The sequence below is a fragment of the Solibacillus sp. FSL W8-0372 genome (assembly GCF_037969735.1).
Taxonomy (GTDB): domain Bacteria; phylum Bacillota; class Bacilli; order Bacillales_A; family Planococcaceae; genus Solibacillus; species Solibacillus faecavium.
In genome coordinates, this window is the sequence record NZ_CP150204.1 from 3,234,423 (window position 1) to 3,250,943 (window position 16,521).

Genomic DNA, 16,521 nt, shown 5'->3' on the forward strand with positions numbered 1-16,521 from the left:
ATGCTGCACACTCAACGAAAAACCTTAGTTCCCCACTGGCTTACTATTTTTCACAAAGAATGAACCTACTAACCCGATTACAGATACTACACTTACTACGACGAACGCTGTGTGTACACCGTGCGCGAGCATTTCTCCCGGTAATGCATTGCTAAACTTTTCAGCATAATTTTCCTGCCCAATAGTGAACAGCGTAATCGCGACCGCTGTACCTGAAGCACCTGCGATTTGAGTTAATGTATTCAATGCCGCTGAACCGTCCGCAAATTTCTGTGGTGCTAATGAGTTCATTGCATTCGTTTGCGCCGGCATAATGGTCATCGATACCCCTACGAAAAATACACATAAGTTAACGATAATAATCCATGTCGCTGTTGTAGCCGAAATTGTCGTTAAGAATACAACCATCGACACTAAAATCATCGTAAATCCAATGCGTGTGAAGATTTTTGCTCCCACTTTATCGAAATTGGCACCAACGATCGGTGACATAATAATATTTAAAATATTCCCTGGCAGCATACATAAACCTGCAGTTAGTGCTGCGAAACCTAATACTGTTTTCAAAAACATTGGTATTAATATGGCTACAGATAAAATCATAAACAATGACGCTGACATTAAAGCGACACCTAAACTAAACATCGGTGATTTGAACACCGTTAAGTCGATCATTGGCTCCTCCATTTTTGTTTGGCGAACACCAAATACTACTAATAATACTAACCCTACAACAAGCGGTACCCAAACGATCACTTCTGTAATCGATTGCTCAGCCAATGAAGCGAGCGCGAAAACAAAACCACCGAAACCTAATGTAGAGGTAACTAATGATAATAGATCAATTTTAGGTCGTGTCACATTTGATACATTGTCTATTTTATTCCACGCTAAGAAAACAACGAGCGCATAAACAATAGCCATGATCCAAAAAATATATCTCCAGCTAAGTGAAGAGACGATTAACCCTGCAATTGATGGCCCTAATGCTGGACCTGCAGTCAAAATAACCCCTACAATCCCCATCACTGCCCCTCGCTTTTGCACTGGGAAAATGAGCATAATGACACTAAACATTAACGGTAAAATAATACCCGTTGCGACCGCTTGTACAAAACGACCGACTAATAAAATCGGAAAGTTCGGTGCTAATGCGCCTAATAACGAACCGAGAATTGCAATGATAATTGCCGCCACAACTAATTGACGAGTTGTAAACCAACGTACTAAATAAGATGATAATGGAACGAATACTGCTAAAACTAAAAGATAACCAGTTGTTAACCACGCCGCTGATGCCGCGGATATACTGAAATCATCCATAATATTTGTTAACGCCATGTTTAAGGCTGTTTCACCGAATAGACCTAGGAACGTCCCGATCATTAATACCGCTGCCATACCTTTGGGGCTTTTAACATTGAAAAAAGGTGCTGCCACTTCTATTTCCTCCTGTACTATAAAAACTAATTTATGAAGATGATAATTGCTTCCTATCATACTTTTACTGTTATATAACGTTCACTTTGCTTTAACAGCACGCTTAACAATATACCAAATTTTTTCATAGAAATTCAATATTCTCAGCAAAAAAACTAGACCGACCGTTATAATTGTGAACACCCAATACCCATTTATAGCCTTTTATGGGCAAAAGCCTCGTATACAAATATTCCCACAATTCCTTTGAAAACGATTGCAATATTTTTAACTACATTTGAACAAATGGTGACAAAAGTTGTTCCATCAACATTTGCGGCTCATTTTATAGGCTTTGCTATGAAAAAAGTTCATTTATCAATACTTTTTCATCGATTCCCCCTAAAAAATCGCCAATTGTGAACAACTTTTCACAGGAAAATTGGCTCAAAAAAACCGCTAAGACAATTTCGCCTTAACGGTTCACTTATATTGCGCAAGTATTGCAGGGATTACTTTACTGATATTTAACAACGGCTCATTTGACCGCTGAGACAATGATAACGTCACCGCACCTTCAATCATTGCACTGACAGCTTTACTAATGATGACAGCAGATTCATCGCTATAACCGTTTGAAATGAACTTCGTATAATAAATCGATTCCCAGTATTTATACGTTTCACCGCATGCTTTACGCAGCCGTTCATTCATAAAAGCCGATTCCGCCGCAAGCAAACCAAAAGGCATGATCGTAAAAGAATGCTCCTCAAGTCCGCTCTCCTTATCAAATAACTCCGCCATTGCTAAAATATGTGCATTTAACGAAGCCTCAACATCCTCAAACTCATTCATATAACGCTGAATAGATGCACCAATTCTTCGCTTCGATAGCTCAATCGCCGCCTCCGCTAATTGCTCCTTGCCATTAGGAAAATAATGATAAAGCGAACCTTTAGGCGAGCCCGATTCCTGAATGATTTGATTTAAGCCTGTTCCGTGAAACCCTTGAAAATAAAATAGCCTTGTTGCGGTTTCTAAAATTTTTTCCTTTGATTGCTTTGTCATGCTGCCCTCCAAAATTATAATGATCGGTCTAATTAATCTATACTTATCAGTCTAACCTTATCACATAATATTAAAGGACGAAAAGCATCAATCAAATGTTCACAAAATCTCTACAGTTCCCTTTCCTACTTACTCCCTGCTGGTTTCATACAAACTATTACAAATTCAATTCGTTTACATAATTATTAGAATATTATAAAATAGCCTAATCTTAAGTATATCACTAGGCTTTATAAACTATTATTGTGGAGGCGATACATTATGGAACAACAGTCAGTATCCATCAAACCCTATTCAATGGAATACATGACAGCAATGCTTTTCACGCAAATCGAAATGAATGCCAAAGAAGCTTTCGGGCAAGAAGTCGGACCGCTCATACAAAATGCTGTTTGCTCTTTTGGCTATTATAATGCGGAGCAAATTGCCAGAAAAGCGACGTTAGAAGGATCGATTCACTCACTTTACGACTACATCCCCACTGACCATCAAGCGACGGACAACTACGAAAACGCCACACCCTTCGCCTTATTCGCCAAGCTATTTGCACAAGTAACAAAGCAAATTGTAGATCGCTACGGTAATGCAGGTGAAGAAGTCATTAAAAAAAGCGTATGGCAGTTCGGCCAAAAACGTGGTCGGGGCATTGCACAGCGCGCTCGCATCAACGGGCTGGAAAACACCGTTGAGAACTATATTCCCAACTACGATATGGGACGCAGTGAGTTATTCGTAATGGAAGATAACTACACGCCAAATGAATTGGAGCAAACTTTTACAGGCTGTCCACTTGGCCAACAATGGGCTGACGACAATATGCATGAATACGGTATTTTGTACTGCCAAGTTATTGATAACTCCATTGCCTATGGCTACAACAACAAATTTGACGTTATTCACGACCAGTATTTACTCCGTGAAGGCCAGTGTCACTTCCGCTTCCAAATGAAAGAGAAAGGAATTGATCCTCTATATGATTAATGAAGAACGATTACTGTTGCATCTAGCTGAACTTGCCAAAATCGGCTCTACTCCCGAGGGAGGGGTCAATCGCTTTTCATTTACCGCGGAAGAAATGGTAGCGAATCTCTATATTAAGCAACTGATGGAAGCAGCCGGAATGACAGTTTCTACTGATGCAATCGGCAATATTATAGGTGAAATTAACAATCATATTGATGCCCCGGCCATCGTGTTAGGTTCACATATTGATACGGTGCCAAACGGTGGGCATTATGACGGTGCCCTAGGCGTACTAAGTGCGATTGAGGTAATCCATACATTACAAGACAACAACATCCCATTAAAACGCCCGGTGAAGGTGATCGCCTTTAAGGATGAGGAAGGGACACGCTTCCAGTTTGGTATGATTGGCAGTCGTGCAGCTGCCGGAACATTACAGCAAGAGGCATTACAGCGTACGGATGAAGAAGGTATTTCGATAGCAGAAGCGATGCAGCAGGATGGTCTAGATGCCTCAAATGTGGCAGAAGCAAAATTATCGAATGTTGAATGCTACGTTGAATTGCATATTGAACAAGGAAAAGTGCTTGAAAAGGCAAATGCGAGTGTTGGTGTTGTAACAGGCATTGCCGGACCCCTTTGGCAGCAAATCACCCTTACCGGTACAGCTGAACACGCAGGCGCAACACCAATGGCACTAAGACAGGATGCTTTAGTCGGCACCAGCTTAATCATTGCGAAAATTGAAGAGCTCGCACGTCAGTATCCTGCAGCAGTTGCAACAGTAGGAAAACTATCCGTATCACCAAACGGAGTCAATGTCATTCCCGGAGAAGTCACTTTCACGGTCGATATTCGCGATATCGAAGAGGAAGTCCGAAATGCATTGGAACAGGAAATCCATCAAGCAGCACAAGCCATCGCCCAAGAACGCCAACTTACTTTATCAATCGAAACATTACAAAGAGTAGCACCAGTTAAATGTGATGCCGAAATACAACAAATCATTGCTCAAGCCATCACTGACACCGGACAACAAGTCGTCCATTTACCAAGCGGTGCCGGTCACGATGCAATGCAATTTAACGGACAATTCCCGGTAGCAATGATCTTCGTCCGCTCAAAAGACGGCATCAGCCATAACCCTAAAGAATTCACCACAGCCGAAGACATCATCGCAGGGGCAAATGTTTTAAAACAAACTTTACTGCAGCTCGATCAGCGATAACGTTAGCTGAAGCCGTACGAGTTCAAGGTTAATTAATCTTTATTAGGCCGGCAAAATGCCTCGAGAGTTCATCTCTCGAGGCATTTTGATTTTTAACTAGATGCAAAAATTTGTTTAATCTTTTCTATTTAAAGTGAATAATAAGTTGATTGGAATGGAGGGACCGTGACTCCACCGGGAACCGCGCGCGCGGAAGATCCACTAAATTGTGCCTGCCGCCCTTGGCACAATTTAGTTAGCTGGAGCCGTGCCCGGGGAAAGCATCGGTCCCAGAATGGAAATCAACGGTTCATGGTTATCTAATTATTAAAAAGGCCGGGACAACCAACTGTCCCGGCCTCAACTCATTCATTATTTAATATTATAGAAAGACTTTAACCCTTCAAAACGGCTAGTGTCGCCTAATTGATCTTCAATGCGTAATAATTGGTTGTACTTCGCAACGCGGTCTGTACGAGATGGTGCGCCCGTTTTAATTTGACCCGCATTTGTTGCAACTGCAATATCAGCAATTGTGTTGTCTTCTGATTCGCCTGAACGGTGAGAAATTACTGCCGTATAGCCAGCGCGTTTCGCCATTTCAATCGCTTCAAACGTTTCAGTTAAAGTACCGATTTGGTTTACTTTAATTAAAATCGCATTGCCAACACCCTCTTCAATACCACGAGATAATTTCTCAGTATTTGTTACGAACAGATCGTCACCTACTAATTGTACGCGGTCACCGATACGCTCTGTTAATAGCTTATGGCCAGCCCAGTCATTTTCGTCTAAGCCGTCTTCAATTGAGATGATTGGGTATTTAGAAGTTAACTCCTCGTACCAAGCAACCATTTCTTCAGAAGTTTTTTCTACGCCTTCACCAGCTAAAACGTATTTGCCTGTTTCTTTGTTGTAAAGCTCAGAAGAAGCTACGTCAAGCGCGATACGGATATCATCGCCCATTTTGTAGCCAGCTTTTTCAACTGCTTCAATAATAACAGTGATCGCTTCTTCGTTTGAGCTTAAATTTGGCGCGAAACCACCTTCGTCACCTACTGCTGTGTTGTAGCCTTTACCTTTTAAAACTGCTTTTAAGTTATGGAAAACTTCAGTACCCATACGTAATGCTTCTTTAAATGATTTCGCACCTACTGGCATTACCATGAATTCCTGAATGTCTACGTTGTTGTCTGCATGTTCACCACCGTTGATGATGTTCATCATTGGCAATGGTAATTGTTTTGAATTGAATCCACCTAAATATTGATATAAAGGAATATCTAAGTAATCAGCTGCTGCATGTGCTACAGCCATAGAAACACCTAAAATTGCGTTTGCACCTAATTTACCTTTGTTGTCTGTTCCGTCAAGTTCGATTAACGCTTGGTCGATTACAACTTGGTCCAATACAGAATATTGACCTTCTAATTCTTCAGCGATAATTGTGTTTACGTTTTCTACCGCTTTTTCAACACCTTTACCTAAGTAGCGGCCTTTATCTCCGTCACGTAATTCCACTGCTTCATATTCACCAGTTGATGCACCAGATGGCACGATCGCACGACCAAATGCACCTGATTCTGTGAATACTTCTACCTCTACTGTTGGGTTACCGCGAGAGTCTAATACTTCACGAGCGTATACTTGAGTAATGAATGGCATAATAAAAAATCTCCTCTGTCAATAAATTTATTAGGTGCTTGCACAATGACAAGCGATATAATTAACCGCGCGATTTACTTCTCGCTTGGCATAACTAACGATTTCCCTGTCATTTCGGCAGGTTGGTCAATTCCAAGCAAATCCAGCATAGTAGGTGCTAAATCTGCTAAAATCCCATCTTCATAAAGCATCACACCAGGCTTTGTCACAATGACCGGCACTGGGTTTGTCGTATGGGCTGTCATCGGCTGATTATCCAATGTCACAACTTCATCCGAGTTGCCATGGTCTGCAGTAATAATCGCATGGCCTCCTTTTTCTGCGATCGCATCGACGATTTTACCTAAGCACTCATCGACCGCTTCAATCGCTTTAATCGTTGGCTCCAGCATGCCTGAATGCCCTACCATATCTGGATTGGCAAAATTTAAAATAATGGCATCAAATTTATCCTCTGCAATGGCATTCAATAAAGCATCTGTCACTTCATAAGCACTCATTTCAGGCTTCAAATCGTATGTCGCTACTTTCGGAGAAGCGATTAAAATACGCTCTTCCCCTACAAATGTAACTTCACGACCTCCACTCATAAAGAACGTGACATGCGGATACTTTTCCGTTTCCGCAATGCGTAGCTGTGTTTTGCCTGCTCTTGAAATGACCTCACCAAGTGTTTTTACAAGGTTGTCATTCTCATAGGCAACTTCAGATACGACATCTTCACTATAATGTGTGAAAGAAACAAATTTTAAGTTTTGTGGATGGTTTTGTGATAACGGAATGCCATCACAATTTTCACTTGTAAACACTTGCGACAATTGAATCGCACGGTCCGGACGGAAGTTGAAAAAGATTACCGCATCATTCGTATCAATTGTAGCGACCGGCTTACCTTCTTCTGTCACAACAAACGGAACAACGAACTCATCATGAAGATCGCGCTCATACGAAGACTCTACACCAGCAGTAGCAGAAGAAGCAGTCTGTCCAACTCCATCGACTAAGGCATTATATGTCAAAGCGACACGCTCCCAGCGACGATCTCGGTCCATTGCATAGTAGCGGCCATGAATCGAGGCAAACTTCCCAACACCGATTTCCGTCATCTGCTTTTCCGTTTCAAGAATATAGTTAAGCGCTGTCGTTGGACCAACATCACGACCATCGAGGAAGCCATGGACATATACTTCCTCCAGATTATTTGCCTTCGCTAATTTCAATAAGGCAAACAGATGCTCATAGTGACTATGTACGCCACCATCTGAAAGCAGCCCCATTAAATGCAGCTTTGAACCATGAGCCTTTGCATGTTCAACAGCAGCTAAAAATGCTTTATTTCTGAAAAAATCACCTTCACGAATCGATTTATGGATACGTGTAAGATTTTGATAAACTATGCGCCCTGCACCGATGTTTAAGTGACCTACTTCAGAGTTCCCCATTTGGCCCTCTGGCAGACCTACAGCCTCCCCGCTCGCTGTTAATGTAGCGTGCGGGTAAACATTCCAGTAGCGATCGAAATTCGGTTTATATGCTTGGGCAACGGCATTTCCCTTTACTTCATCACGAAAAGCAAAGCCGTCCAAAATAATTAATGCAACAGGTTGTTTAGGCATTTGCTGCCGCCTCCAATAACTTCATAAATGATGCCGGATCTAAGCTCGCTCCACCTACTAAGGCACCATCAATATGTTCTTGCGCTAATAACTCTTTAATATTTTCAGGCTTTACGCTGCCACCGTATTGAATACGTACTTTTCTAGCAGTATCTTTGCCATATAACGTTTCGATCGCTAAACGAATTGCACAGCATACAACATTAGCATCTTGAGCCGTAGCCGTTTTACCTGTTCCAATTGCCCAGATTGGCTCATAAGCAATGACCATATGTTCAACCTCAATCGGTGCAAAGCCTTCCAGCGCCTTTGTAATTTGTCGTGCTACCTTTGCCTCTGTCTGTTCCGCTTCACGCTCTTCTAACGTTTCACCACAGCAAATAATCGGTACAATTCCTTGACTAAGCGCTGCTCGAATTTTTTTGTTAATCGCTTCATCTGTTTCGTTAAACATTTCACGTCGCTCTGAATGCCCTAAAATAACGTAATCTACATTAATATTGGCAAGCATCACAGGACTGATCTCACCTGTAAATGCCCCTTCATTTTCGTAATGCATATTTTGTGCGCCAATTGCCAGGCTTGAATCTTCTGATGCTACGACAAGCGTCGGTAAATATAGGGCTGGTGCACAAATGACTGCATCCACTTTATCAGGGGATGGGATGTCTTGCTGAATCTCTTCCACAAAGTCCACTGCCTCATCAAATGTTTTATACATTTTCCAGTTTCCTGCTATGATCGGTTTTCTCATACAAAACCCTCCGTTTTTAATTATTTTGTTCATTAACACTTACTGTTTTCCGCTACGACGGACGCTTTGAGTCAGTGTTGACACAAATAATTACTCTATAAATTATTTATCGTTTAACGCAACAATACCCGGTAATTCCTTACCCTCCATTAACTCTAATGAAGCACCGCCGCCTGTTGAAATATGGTCCATTTTAGATGCTACTTCAAATTTTTCTACCGCTGCAGCTGAATCACCGCCACCGATAATTGTGTAGCCATCTGTTGTTGCCATTGCATCTGCTACTGTTTTTGTACCATTTGCAAATTTCTCCATTTCGAACACACCCATTGGTCCATTCCAAATAATTAATTTTGATTGTTTAATAACTTCTGCATAGTTTTCGGCTGTTTTCGGTCCGATATCAAGTCCCATCCAGTCAGAAGGAATCGCATCGATTGCAACTACTTTAGTGTCAGCATCTTTTGAAAATTCGTTTGCTACGACTGCATCAACTGGCATGTGCAGCTGAACGCCTTTTTCTTTTGCTTTTTCGATAAAGCCTTTTGCCAACTCGATTTTATCTTCTTCTAGCAATGACTTCCCGATATCATGCCCCATTGCTTTTACGAATGTGAATACTAAGCCGCCACCGATAATGAGGTGGTCTACTTTATCTAATAAGTTTTCAATTACACCGATTTTATCTTTAACTTTTGCGCCACCAATAATCGCTGTGAATGGACGCTCCGGATTTGATAAAGCTTTCCCTAATACGTCTAATTCTTTTTCCATTAATAAACCTGATACAGCTGGTACATGCTTTGCAATACCTTCTGTTGAAGCGTGTGCACGGTGAGCTGCACCAAATGCATCATTTACGTAAAGGTCCGCTAATTTTGCAAACTCTTTTGCCAATGTCTCGTCGTTTTTCTCTTCGCCTTTATGGAAGCGTACGTTTTCAAGAAGAATGATGTCGCCGTCTTGCATATTGTTTACCGCTGCTTCTACATCTGCACCAATTGATTCATCAAGCTTCGTAACAGGCTTGCCCATTAATTCAGAAAGACGTTCACCTACTGCTGTCAAACGCATCTCTTCATTTACTTCACCTTTTGGACGACCAAGGTGTGAAGCTAAAATAACTTTTGCGCTCTTCTTCACTAATTGCTCGATTGTTGGAACGGCTGCACGAATACGCGTTTCATCCGTAATTTTGCCCTCTTCCATCGGTACATTAAAATCAACACGTACAAATACGCGCTTCCCTTTTACATCTACATCATTCATTGACTTCTTTAAAAACATAAAGAAAATCCTCCTTTAAATTCGATCGTGAAATTATTGTGTGGATAGTATACTCGTTAGTTAAAATAGTATCAAACTTCAATAATGCTGTCTTGTGTCGCCTCTGATTTCCCTCGTATTCGCGATTATTTATGACGAAGATGAATCATTGCGCTTAAATCCCCAAACAATATGTATGTACCCAATTTTCTTATATTCAAAAAAGAGCGGTCGGGTAATTCCCTGCCGCTCTTTTACCCTTATACATTATAAGGTTTATACCTTTTAAAGGCTATACTTTTTATGTCAAATTCTAATTAATATGTCACATATTTTCTTCATTCTTTAAAAAGTATGTCACAATTAATTTTTATCGATTCCTTGCTCAGCGATATATAACGCTAAATCCATTAATCGAGTAGAATAACCGATTTCATTGTCATACCAAGCAACTACTTTCGCCATACGGTTTTCCATTACCATAGTCGATAAACCATCGATTGTTGATGATGCCGGGTTACCGTTATAATCAATCGATACTAATGGCAATTCATTGTAGGCAAGAATCCCTTTTAAGTCACCCTCTGAAGCCTCTTTTAATGCAGCATTGATTGAATCAGCTGTTACGTCTTTATCCAGCTCCACCACTAAATCCACACAAGATACGTTCGGTGTAGGAACACGCATTGAGAAGCCGTCCAGTTTGCCTTTTAATTGTGGCAATACTTTCGATACTGCTACTGCCGCACCCGTAGTTGTCGGAATCATTGATACCGCGCCAGCACGTGCACGACGTGGGTCTGAGTGCGGGAAGTCAAGGATACGCTGGTCATTTGTATACGAGTGAATTGTCGTCATCATACCGCGCTTAATACCGAATTGTTCATCCAATACTTTTGCAAGCGGTGCTAAACAGTTTGTCGTACAAGAAGCGTTCGAGATAACATCCTCTGATGGGTCATAATCAGTATGGTTTACGCCCATAACATAAGTTGGCATATCGCCTTTTGCTGGTGCTGAAAGAATCGCTTTTTTCGCACCGGCTTGAATATGCTTCTCTACTTCTTCCATTGAACGCCATCTACCCGTACATTCTAAAACAACATCCACACCAATTTCGCCCCATGGTAATTTTGCAGGATCTTTTTCTGAATACACTTGAATGCGTTTGCCGTTTACGATAAATGCATCATCTTCCGCCTGAACATCTGCATCGTATACACCATGTACTGAGTCATACTTCAATAAGTGTGCAAGCTGTCCGGCATCTGTTAAATCATTTACTGCAACAACTTCAAATTCCTCGTGCTTCATTGCTTCACGGAATACTAAACGTCCGATTCGACCAAATCCATTAATTGCTAATTGTAATACCATGTGAAATTCCTCCAATATATTTATTATTTAAACAGTATGTGTAATGGACATACTTTTAAAAACAACTTATCTTTCTAGAATTGTATTTGCGGTTTGTTCATCCGTAATTAAAATCGTCTGCTTTACTGCATTTTTGAAATAAGCCTGAATTGCAGCTGCCTTGTTACTGCCTGCCGCAATCGCAATGACATGTTGCGCCTTATTTACATGCTCAAGCTGAATCCCAATTGTACGTAAATGATGAACAATATCGCCATTTTTATTGAAATAATAGCCAAACGCTTCTGCAACGGCTCCCTTTTGTTCAAGCAGCTGCTGCTCCTCGTATGTGCTATTGCGACGAAGTGCCATTTCCTGAGCGGCTCCAATGCCATGAACGACAATATCTACCTGCTCATATAGTTCAATCATTTCTTTAATGATTGGCTCATCCTTCATCGCTTCATAAGCCTGCTCACTTAAATGCTCCGGTAAAAATAAAGTACGATATTTTGCGCCACACCTTTTAGCAAACTTGGAAACAACCGTATTCGCCTGGAACGTCATCTCGTCACCCATACCGCCTCGTGCTGCGATAAAACTCGCATCACCGAGCACCGTGCCTGCTGTTAAATACTCTTTCATCGAGGCAACACTGCTACCGCCCGTCACAGCAATTTGATCTTTACCTTTAGCGAGTTGCTGTAACATCTGTGCCGCTTCTTTACCGAGCTGTTGCTTTACAGTCATATCCTGTTCCGCATCACCCGTCACAATAATAACGCGTGCAATCCCGAACATTTCTTTAAGCTGTTGTTCCATCGCCACAATACCTGACAACTCCCGATGTAATTCGGAAAGCTGTTCTAATACTTCATACCCTTTTGGCGTACAAATCATGCCCTTTTTCTGAATCGAAATCAATTGCTGCTCACTGAGGACGGTTGTTTCATTACGAATATCACGCTCTGTCATCTGAAGCTGCTCGACTAAAGCACGCCTACCAATCGGTCCGAATGTCGCTAAAGCCTGCAATACTCGAAACCTCTTTTGAAAGAGCCTATCGATTTCAGGCATTAGTTTGCGCTCTGCTGCAAAAAACGAAACATCAGTCAAAAAAACCACCTACTCGACTATATTGGACAAGTTTTGTCCCGCGCATTATTTTTTAGTCCCACTTAGAACAAAAAAAATAATTTCTGTCTTTATTATAAAATGCATAATGTTGTTTTGCAACTTATATACTTGTCGGAATTATGTCTTTCAACAAAAATAAGGCGCTCATCTCAATCTCCGAGCGCCTCATATAACGTTGCATAATCAAGCTGTCCATACTGAATAATTTCCCCATCCTGCTCAACAACAGGAATCATCAGCATATATTTCTCATGCACTGCATCATCTTCCTCAATATTATAGTGCTCAATTGTAAAGTCGATATCTTCCTGAACTATTTTCAACGTATGAAGCCCTTCCACACAAAGCTCACAGTCCGGTTTTGAATAAAATTTAATAATCATGGTATTTCCTCCCTTTTTTACTATTATAGCCGGGGAAAATAGAAATGGGGGAAGCTTTTATTAGAAAATCTTTGCAACATATTAGCGCTTCCAGCTGACATATTAGCACTTTGACAACACTTATTAGCAAATGAACCCCACTTATTTGAACATCCGACCCTTTTATTAGCAAATCAACATTTTATTAGAACAATCGCAAAACATATTAGAACATCCCGGACATTTATTAGAAAACCTCCACCGCCTGCCGCACACCACACCACAAAAAAAGCACCTCACCCCCTTAAGAGTAAGATGCCCATCCTAAAACCTAAAACTTCCTGCCAGCCCCGCCGCCGAATGATCCGCCACCGCCGAAGCCACCAAATCCACCGCCAGAAGAGCCGCCACCTCTACCGCCGAAACCGCCGCCAAATGCACCAGGGAATCCGCCGCTACGGTATACACGTCGAGCAGTACGTCTACGTCCACCTGGACCACCGCCACCGCCAAACTTCGTAATGAGGTAGTAAAGAATAATAATAAAAATAATAAAGCCAATGGAAATGCCGTCATCATCACCCGATGAAACAGGCTTCACTAAATCAGCCCCACCTGCTTCACCACCCATTTCCTCATAAAAAACAGAGAAAATATTCGCAAAAGCACTCGTATAATCCCCATTCTTTAAATAAGGAAACATATATTCATCAATCATGCTGCCTAGCTTGCCATCTGGGTAATCACCCTCTAACCCACCGCCGACCGTAATCCATACATCATTTTCCCCTGGACCTTGCTCAGTCGTAGCAAAAATCAGCATCCCGTTATTCTCGTTCGCACCACCGATTCCCCATTGCCGAATCGTTTCCGTTCCAAATTCATACGCATCCAATCCACCGATCGTATCAATGGTCATCATGACGATTACATTGCCCGTTGAACCTTCCAACGCTTTCGCGGACTGAATCAGCTGTTGTTCCACATCATCAGATAGTACATTCGCATAATCATATACGTAGGAATTATAAGCCGGCTTCTCCGGTATAGCGGCCATCACCTGAAGCGGTACAGCTAAGAACAATATGAAAAGCGAGACAATCCATCTCATACGCAACCCCCCTTTTTGGAAATTTCGCCTCTATTAATCAAAATCGACAGCCGGTGCTTCTTCCACACCTTCTTTAATTTCAAAGTAATCTTTTTGCTCAAAGCTGAACATGCCCGCGATTAAGTTTCCAGGGAATCGACGCACAGTATTATTGAATTGCTGAACCGTATCATTATAATCCTTACGCGCTACCGCCAAACGATTTTCTGTCCCAGCAAGTTCATCCATTAAACGTGTAAACTGCACATCCGATTTTAAAGTCGGATAATTTTCAATGACTACTAATAATCGGGATAATGCCGAAGATAAATCATTGTTCGCTTCCGCTGCCTCACCAACTGTATTGGCATTGCCATATTGTGTACGCGCATTGGCAATTTGAGTAAAAATTTCCTCTTCCTGCTTCGCATAACCTTTTACCGTATTCACTAAATTCGGTACTAAATCAAATCGACGCTGCAACTGGTTTTCCACTTGCGCCCATGCTGCATCCACCGTTTCTTCCCCAGTCACTAAATTGTTGTATTTCGGCACGACAATCATTGCCGCAATGACAATGACCGCAATAATGGCAATGACCGTAATTAAACTAGCACTGCCTCTTTCATTTTTTGAATACATTTTTTCTCATCCCCTCTTTGTAAAAAAGTGCGTATAAAATTTATGTTCACATCCACAATAAGAGCGTACGAAATTCTTATTATGGAGGTTACTGAATGTTTACCCAATCATCCCAATCACAAGATAACCAAATGCCATTTTCAATGAATCATGGTGCTCATGAATTACTGGATGTTCATGAAGTACTAGGCGCTATGATCGGCGGATTAAATCAATACGTTTTATTACGTGACCAAATTCAAGACCCAGAGCTACTATCTATTATGGATCGACAATACCCATTTATGCTTGATGAATACAATCTTACAATGGAAGCCTACAAAACAAGACACGATCCAAAGCACCCAACTCGCAGCTACAATATGCAAATCGGCAATGATACAAATTACGGTATAAAACCAGGCGAGCCTAAAAAACCAATTACTTCTGCTAACGAAATTAATGACGATATCATTTCAAGCTTCATGCTAAGCTGTCATAAAGCAGGAGCAGCAGGAAAAACGGCTGCAGCTTTAGAGTGTACAAACCCAGTTGTACGTCGTGTACTGCAGGACTCTGTACCAAACTGCATCGAGATGGCCTACGAAATCTCTTTGTACCAAAACAAAAAAGGGTATTATCAAGTACCACAACTTTCGCAGCAGGATATGAATACGATGCTCAATATGTATGGGCAGGCACAGCAAGCTAAAAATATGCCTAACTAATCCCCAATAAAGTATACGATTAATTCTTCCATTAATTATTGGCTTTGAATTAATAATAATACATTTTTTTTGCGGATATCCAATATTTACTTGCAAAAATTAAAGAATATACTTCCCTAAACGAACAAACACTAATAATGGTGTTGTATCACCTACTACGATGAAGGAGGGGCTTTTATGAAAAATATTCGTGAAGGTTTAATTCCGACTGTACTTGGATCAGCTGTAACTGCAACGGGGTATGCAATGAAACAAAAAATCGGTACAAACAAGATGCTTGCCAATACCATTTTCGGTTTCGGCCTTGCCCATATTGTATTAGGAGCAATTGACCTTGTAGAACATCGTAAGTAATAAAAGCAGGATAATCTGCTTTCAGCTGGCTTAAAGAATCATTAAGGTTCTTTACAGCCAGCTTTTTTAATGACAAAAAACAGCTTAACCCCAATTTAGAAAGGGATTAAGCTGTAAAATATTAATTAAATAAGAGTAAAACAATACCCACAAAAATAATCATATTTGCTGGAATAACATAAAAATACATTTTCTTGCCTTTCTCTTGCCTTTCATTTCCAGCTTTGTTGAATAAGTATTCAAAGAAAAAGCTAGTCCCAGCTAATACAGTAGCTGCAAAAGCATATGGCATTACATTACTAGTAAAAAAGCCAGTAAATACTAGAGAAAGGATTAATAACAATACTAATAGACTTACCGAAATTGCGTAACGATCCAAGTATTTTGTAACCAATTAGTTCAACCTCCTATTAACACATTAATGATCCTCCCACCCAAATAGCTCCAGTAAGTGCTGTAACAGCAATTAAAGCAGGTGTACTTGCTACACCTAAAATATACATAGCTGCCTGAGTTTGAACACCATGGTATAACCCTAGCACACCTAATGCGATTTCACACATACTAGCATAAGTACCATATTCGAGCTCACCTTCAGCTTCTACTTCCAAATCTTCAATGGCATTATTTATATTATCGATATCTTTTTTTATTTCACTTAAACTAACATCAGAAGATATTACTTGCAACTTTTTCCCTAACTCATTTTCATTTACTAAGGTAAATAATTTTGTCTTTTCATCGAATACTAAGTGTTCCATTATTACTTCACTAATTTGAATGTCCTTTTCAGTAAATCCATTTTCATCATATGTAGGCCCTTGTGCAAAAGAATTCCCAACTCCACCAGTCAACAATACAAACGACATCATCATCAAAGCAACAATCTTCTTCAAATTTTTACTATACATTATT

The 16,521-nt window shown here is 40.8% G+C and carries 17 protein-coding genes; 4 read left to right on the plus strand and 13 right to left on the minus strand.

What is annotated here, in order from left to right; genetic code table 11:
• Nucleotides 1-24 precede the first annotated feature (24 nt).
• The gene (locus MKY13_RS16570) at nt 25-1,440 is read right to left on the minus strand and encodes a DHA2 family efflux MFS transporter permease subunit (RefSeq protein WP_339213989.1); all 1,416 of its coding nucleotides are present in this window, start codon (nt 1,438-1,440) and stop codon (nt 25-27) included.
• Nucleotides 1,441-1,902: 462 nt separating this feature from the next.
• The gene (locus MKY13_RS16575; protein ID WP_339213991.1) at nt 1,903-2,487 is read right to left on the minus strand and encodes a TetR/AcrR family transcriptional regulator; all 585 of its coding nucleotides are present in this window, start codon (nt 2,485-2,487) and stop codon (nt 1,903-1,905) included.
• A gap of 261 nt (nt 2,488-2,748) precedes the next feature.
• Here MKY13_RS16575 and MKY13_RS16580 point away from each other — a divergent pair, with 261 nt between their 5' ends.
• Both MKY13_RS16580 and MKY13_RS16585 read left to right on the plus strand, forming a co-directional pair.
• On the plus strand, nt 2,749-3,468 hold the full coding sequence (locus MKY13_RS16580; protein WP_339213993.1) for an L-2-amino-thiazoline-4-carboxylic acid hydrolase: 720 nt from the start codon (nt 2,749-2,751) through the stop codon (nt 3,466-3,468).
• On the plus strand, nt 3,461-4,678 hold the full coding sequence (locus tag MKY13_RS16585) for a Zn-dependent hydrolase (protein ID WP_339213995.1): 1,218 nt from the start codon (nt 3,461-3,463) through the stop codon (nt 4,676-4,678). Before MKY13_RS16580 ends, MKY13_RS16585 begins: the two co-directional genes overlap by 8 nt.
• A 351-nt stretch (nt 4,679-5,029) precedes the next feature.
• Here the strand turns inward: MKY13_RS16585 and eno are convergent, their stop codons facing one another.
• The 9 genes from eno to MKY13_RS16630 all read right to left on the minus strand — a co-directional run bounded on the left by eno (nt 5,030) and on the right by MKY13_RS16630 (nt 14,545).
• On the minus strand, nt 5,030-6,322 hold the full coding sequence (gene eno / locus MKY13_RS16590) for a phosphopyruvate hydratase (RefSeq protein ID WP_191699573.1): 1,293 nt from the start codon (nt 6,320-6,322) through the stop codon (nt 5,030-5,032).
• A 74-nt stretch (nt 6,323-6,396) separates the two neighbouring features.
• Nucleotides 6,397-7,938, minus strand: a complete 1,542-nt coding sequence (gpmI, locus tag MKY13_RS16595; RefSeq protein WP_191699572.1) for a 2,3-bisphosphoglycerate-independent phosphoglycerate mutase — start codon at nt 7,936-7,938, stop codon at nt 6,397-6,399.
• Complete coding sequence (tpiA, locus tag MKY13_RS16600; RefSeq protein ID WP_191699571.1) at nt 7,931-8,692, minus strand: triose-phosphate isomerase; 762 nt, start codon at nt 8,690-8,692, stop codon at nt 7,931-7,933. The genes gpmI and tpiA overlap by 8 nt, the downstream gene beginning before the upstream one ends.
• A 102-nt stretch (nt 8,693-8,794) precedes the next feature.
• Nucleotides 8,795-9,979: a phosphoglycerate kinase gene (locus tag MKY13_RS16605; protein WP_339213999.1), complete on the minus strand. Its 1,185-nt coding sequence runs from the start codon at nt 9,977-9,979 to the stop codon at nt 8,795-8,797.
• Nucleotides 9,980-10,321: 342 nt separating this feature from the next.
• On the minus strand, nt 10,322-11,335 hold the full coding sequence (gene gap / locus MKY13_RS16610; RefSeq protein ID WP_339214001.1) for a type I glyceraldehyde-3-phosphate dehydrogenase: 1,014 nt from the start codon (nt 11,333-11,335) through the stop codon (nt 10,322-10,324).
• Between the two features lie 66 nt (nt 11,336-11,401).
• Nucleotides 11,402-12,430: a sugar-binding domain-containing protein gene (locus tag MKY13_RS16615; protein WP_339214003.1), complete on the minus strand. Its 1,029-nt coding sequence runs from the start codon at nt 12,428-12,430 to the stop codon at nt 11,402-11,404.
• Nucleotides 12,431-12,600: 170 nt separating this feature from the next.
• Entirely contained in the window at nt 12,601-12,834 is a 234-nt protein-coding gene (locus tag MKY13_RS16620) for a glutaredoxin family protein (protein WP_339214005.1), read from the minus strand.
• Nucleotides 12,835-13,144: 310 nt separating this feature from the next.
• Complete coding sequence (locus MKY13_RS16625) at nt 13,145-13,924, minus strand: TPM domain-containing protein (protein ID WP_339214007.1); 780 nt, start codon at nt 13,922-13,924, stop codon at nt 13,145-13,147.
• A gap of 33 nt (nt 13,925-13,957) precedes the next feature.
• Nucleotides 13,958-14,545 carry a LemA family protein gene (locus MKY13_RS16630; protein ID WP_339214009.1) on the minus strand — a complete coding sequence of 196 codons (588 nt, stop codon included), beginning with the start codon at nt 14,543-14,545 and terminating at the stop codon, nt 13,958-13,960.
• Between the two features lie 95 nt (nt 14,546-14,640).
• On the opposite strand from MKY13_RS16630, the gene MKY13_RS16635 reads away from it, so the two are divergent.
• Complete coding sequence (locus MKY13_RS16635) at nt 14,641-15,252, plus strand: spore coat protein (protein WP_339214011.1); 612 nt, start codon at nt 14,641-14,643, stop codon at nt 15,250-15,252.
• 177 nt (nt 15,253-15,429) lie between these two features.
• Nucleotides 15,430-15,606 carry a hypothetical protein gene (locus MKY13_RS16640; RefSeq protein WP_008406370.1) on the plus strand — a complete coding sequence of 59 codons (177 nt, stop codon included), beginning with the start codon at nt 15,430-15,432 and terminating at the stop codon, nt 15,604-15,606.
• Between the two features lie 121 nt (nt 15,607-15,727).
• Here MKY13_RS16640 and MKY13_RS16645 read toward each other — a convergent pair whose 3' ends face one another.
• Both MKY13_RS16645 and MKY13_RS16650 read right to left on the minus strand, forming a co-directional pair.
• The gene (locus MKY13_RS16645) at nt 15,728-16,000 is read right to left on the minus strand and encodes a hypothetical protein (RefSeq protein WP_191699564.1); all 273 of its coding nucleotides are present in this window, start codon (nt 15,998-16,000) and stop codon (nt 15,728-15,730) included.
• Nucleotides 16,001-16,016: 16 nt separating this feature from the next.
• Nucleotides 16,017-16,517, minus strand: coding sequence for a hypothetical protein (locus MKY13_RS16650; RefSeq protein ID WP_191699563.1), 501 nt, complete (start codon nt 16,515-16,517; stop codon nt 16,017-16,019).
• Nucleotides 16,518-16,521 lie beyond the last annotated feature (4 nt).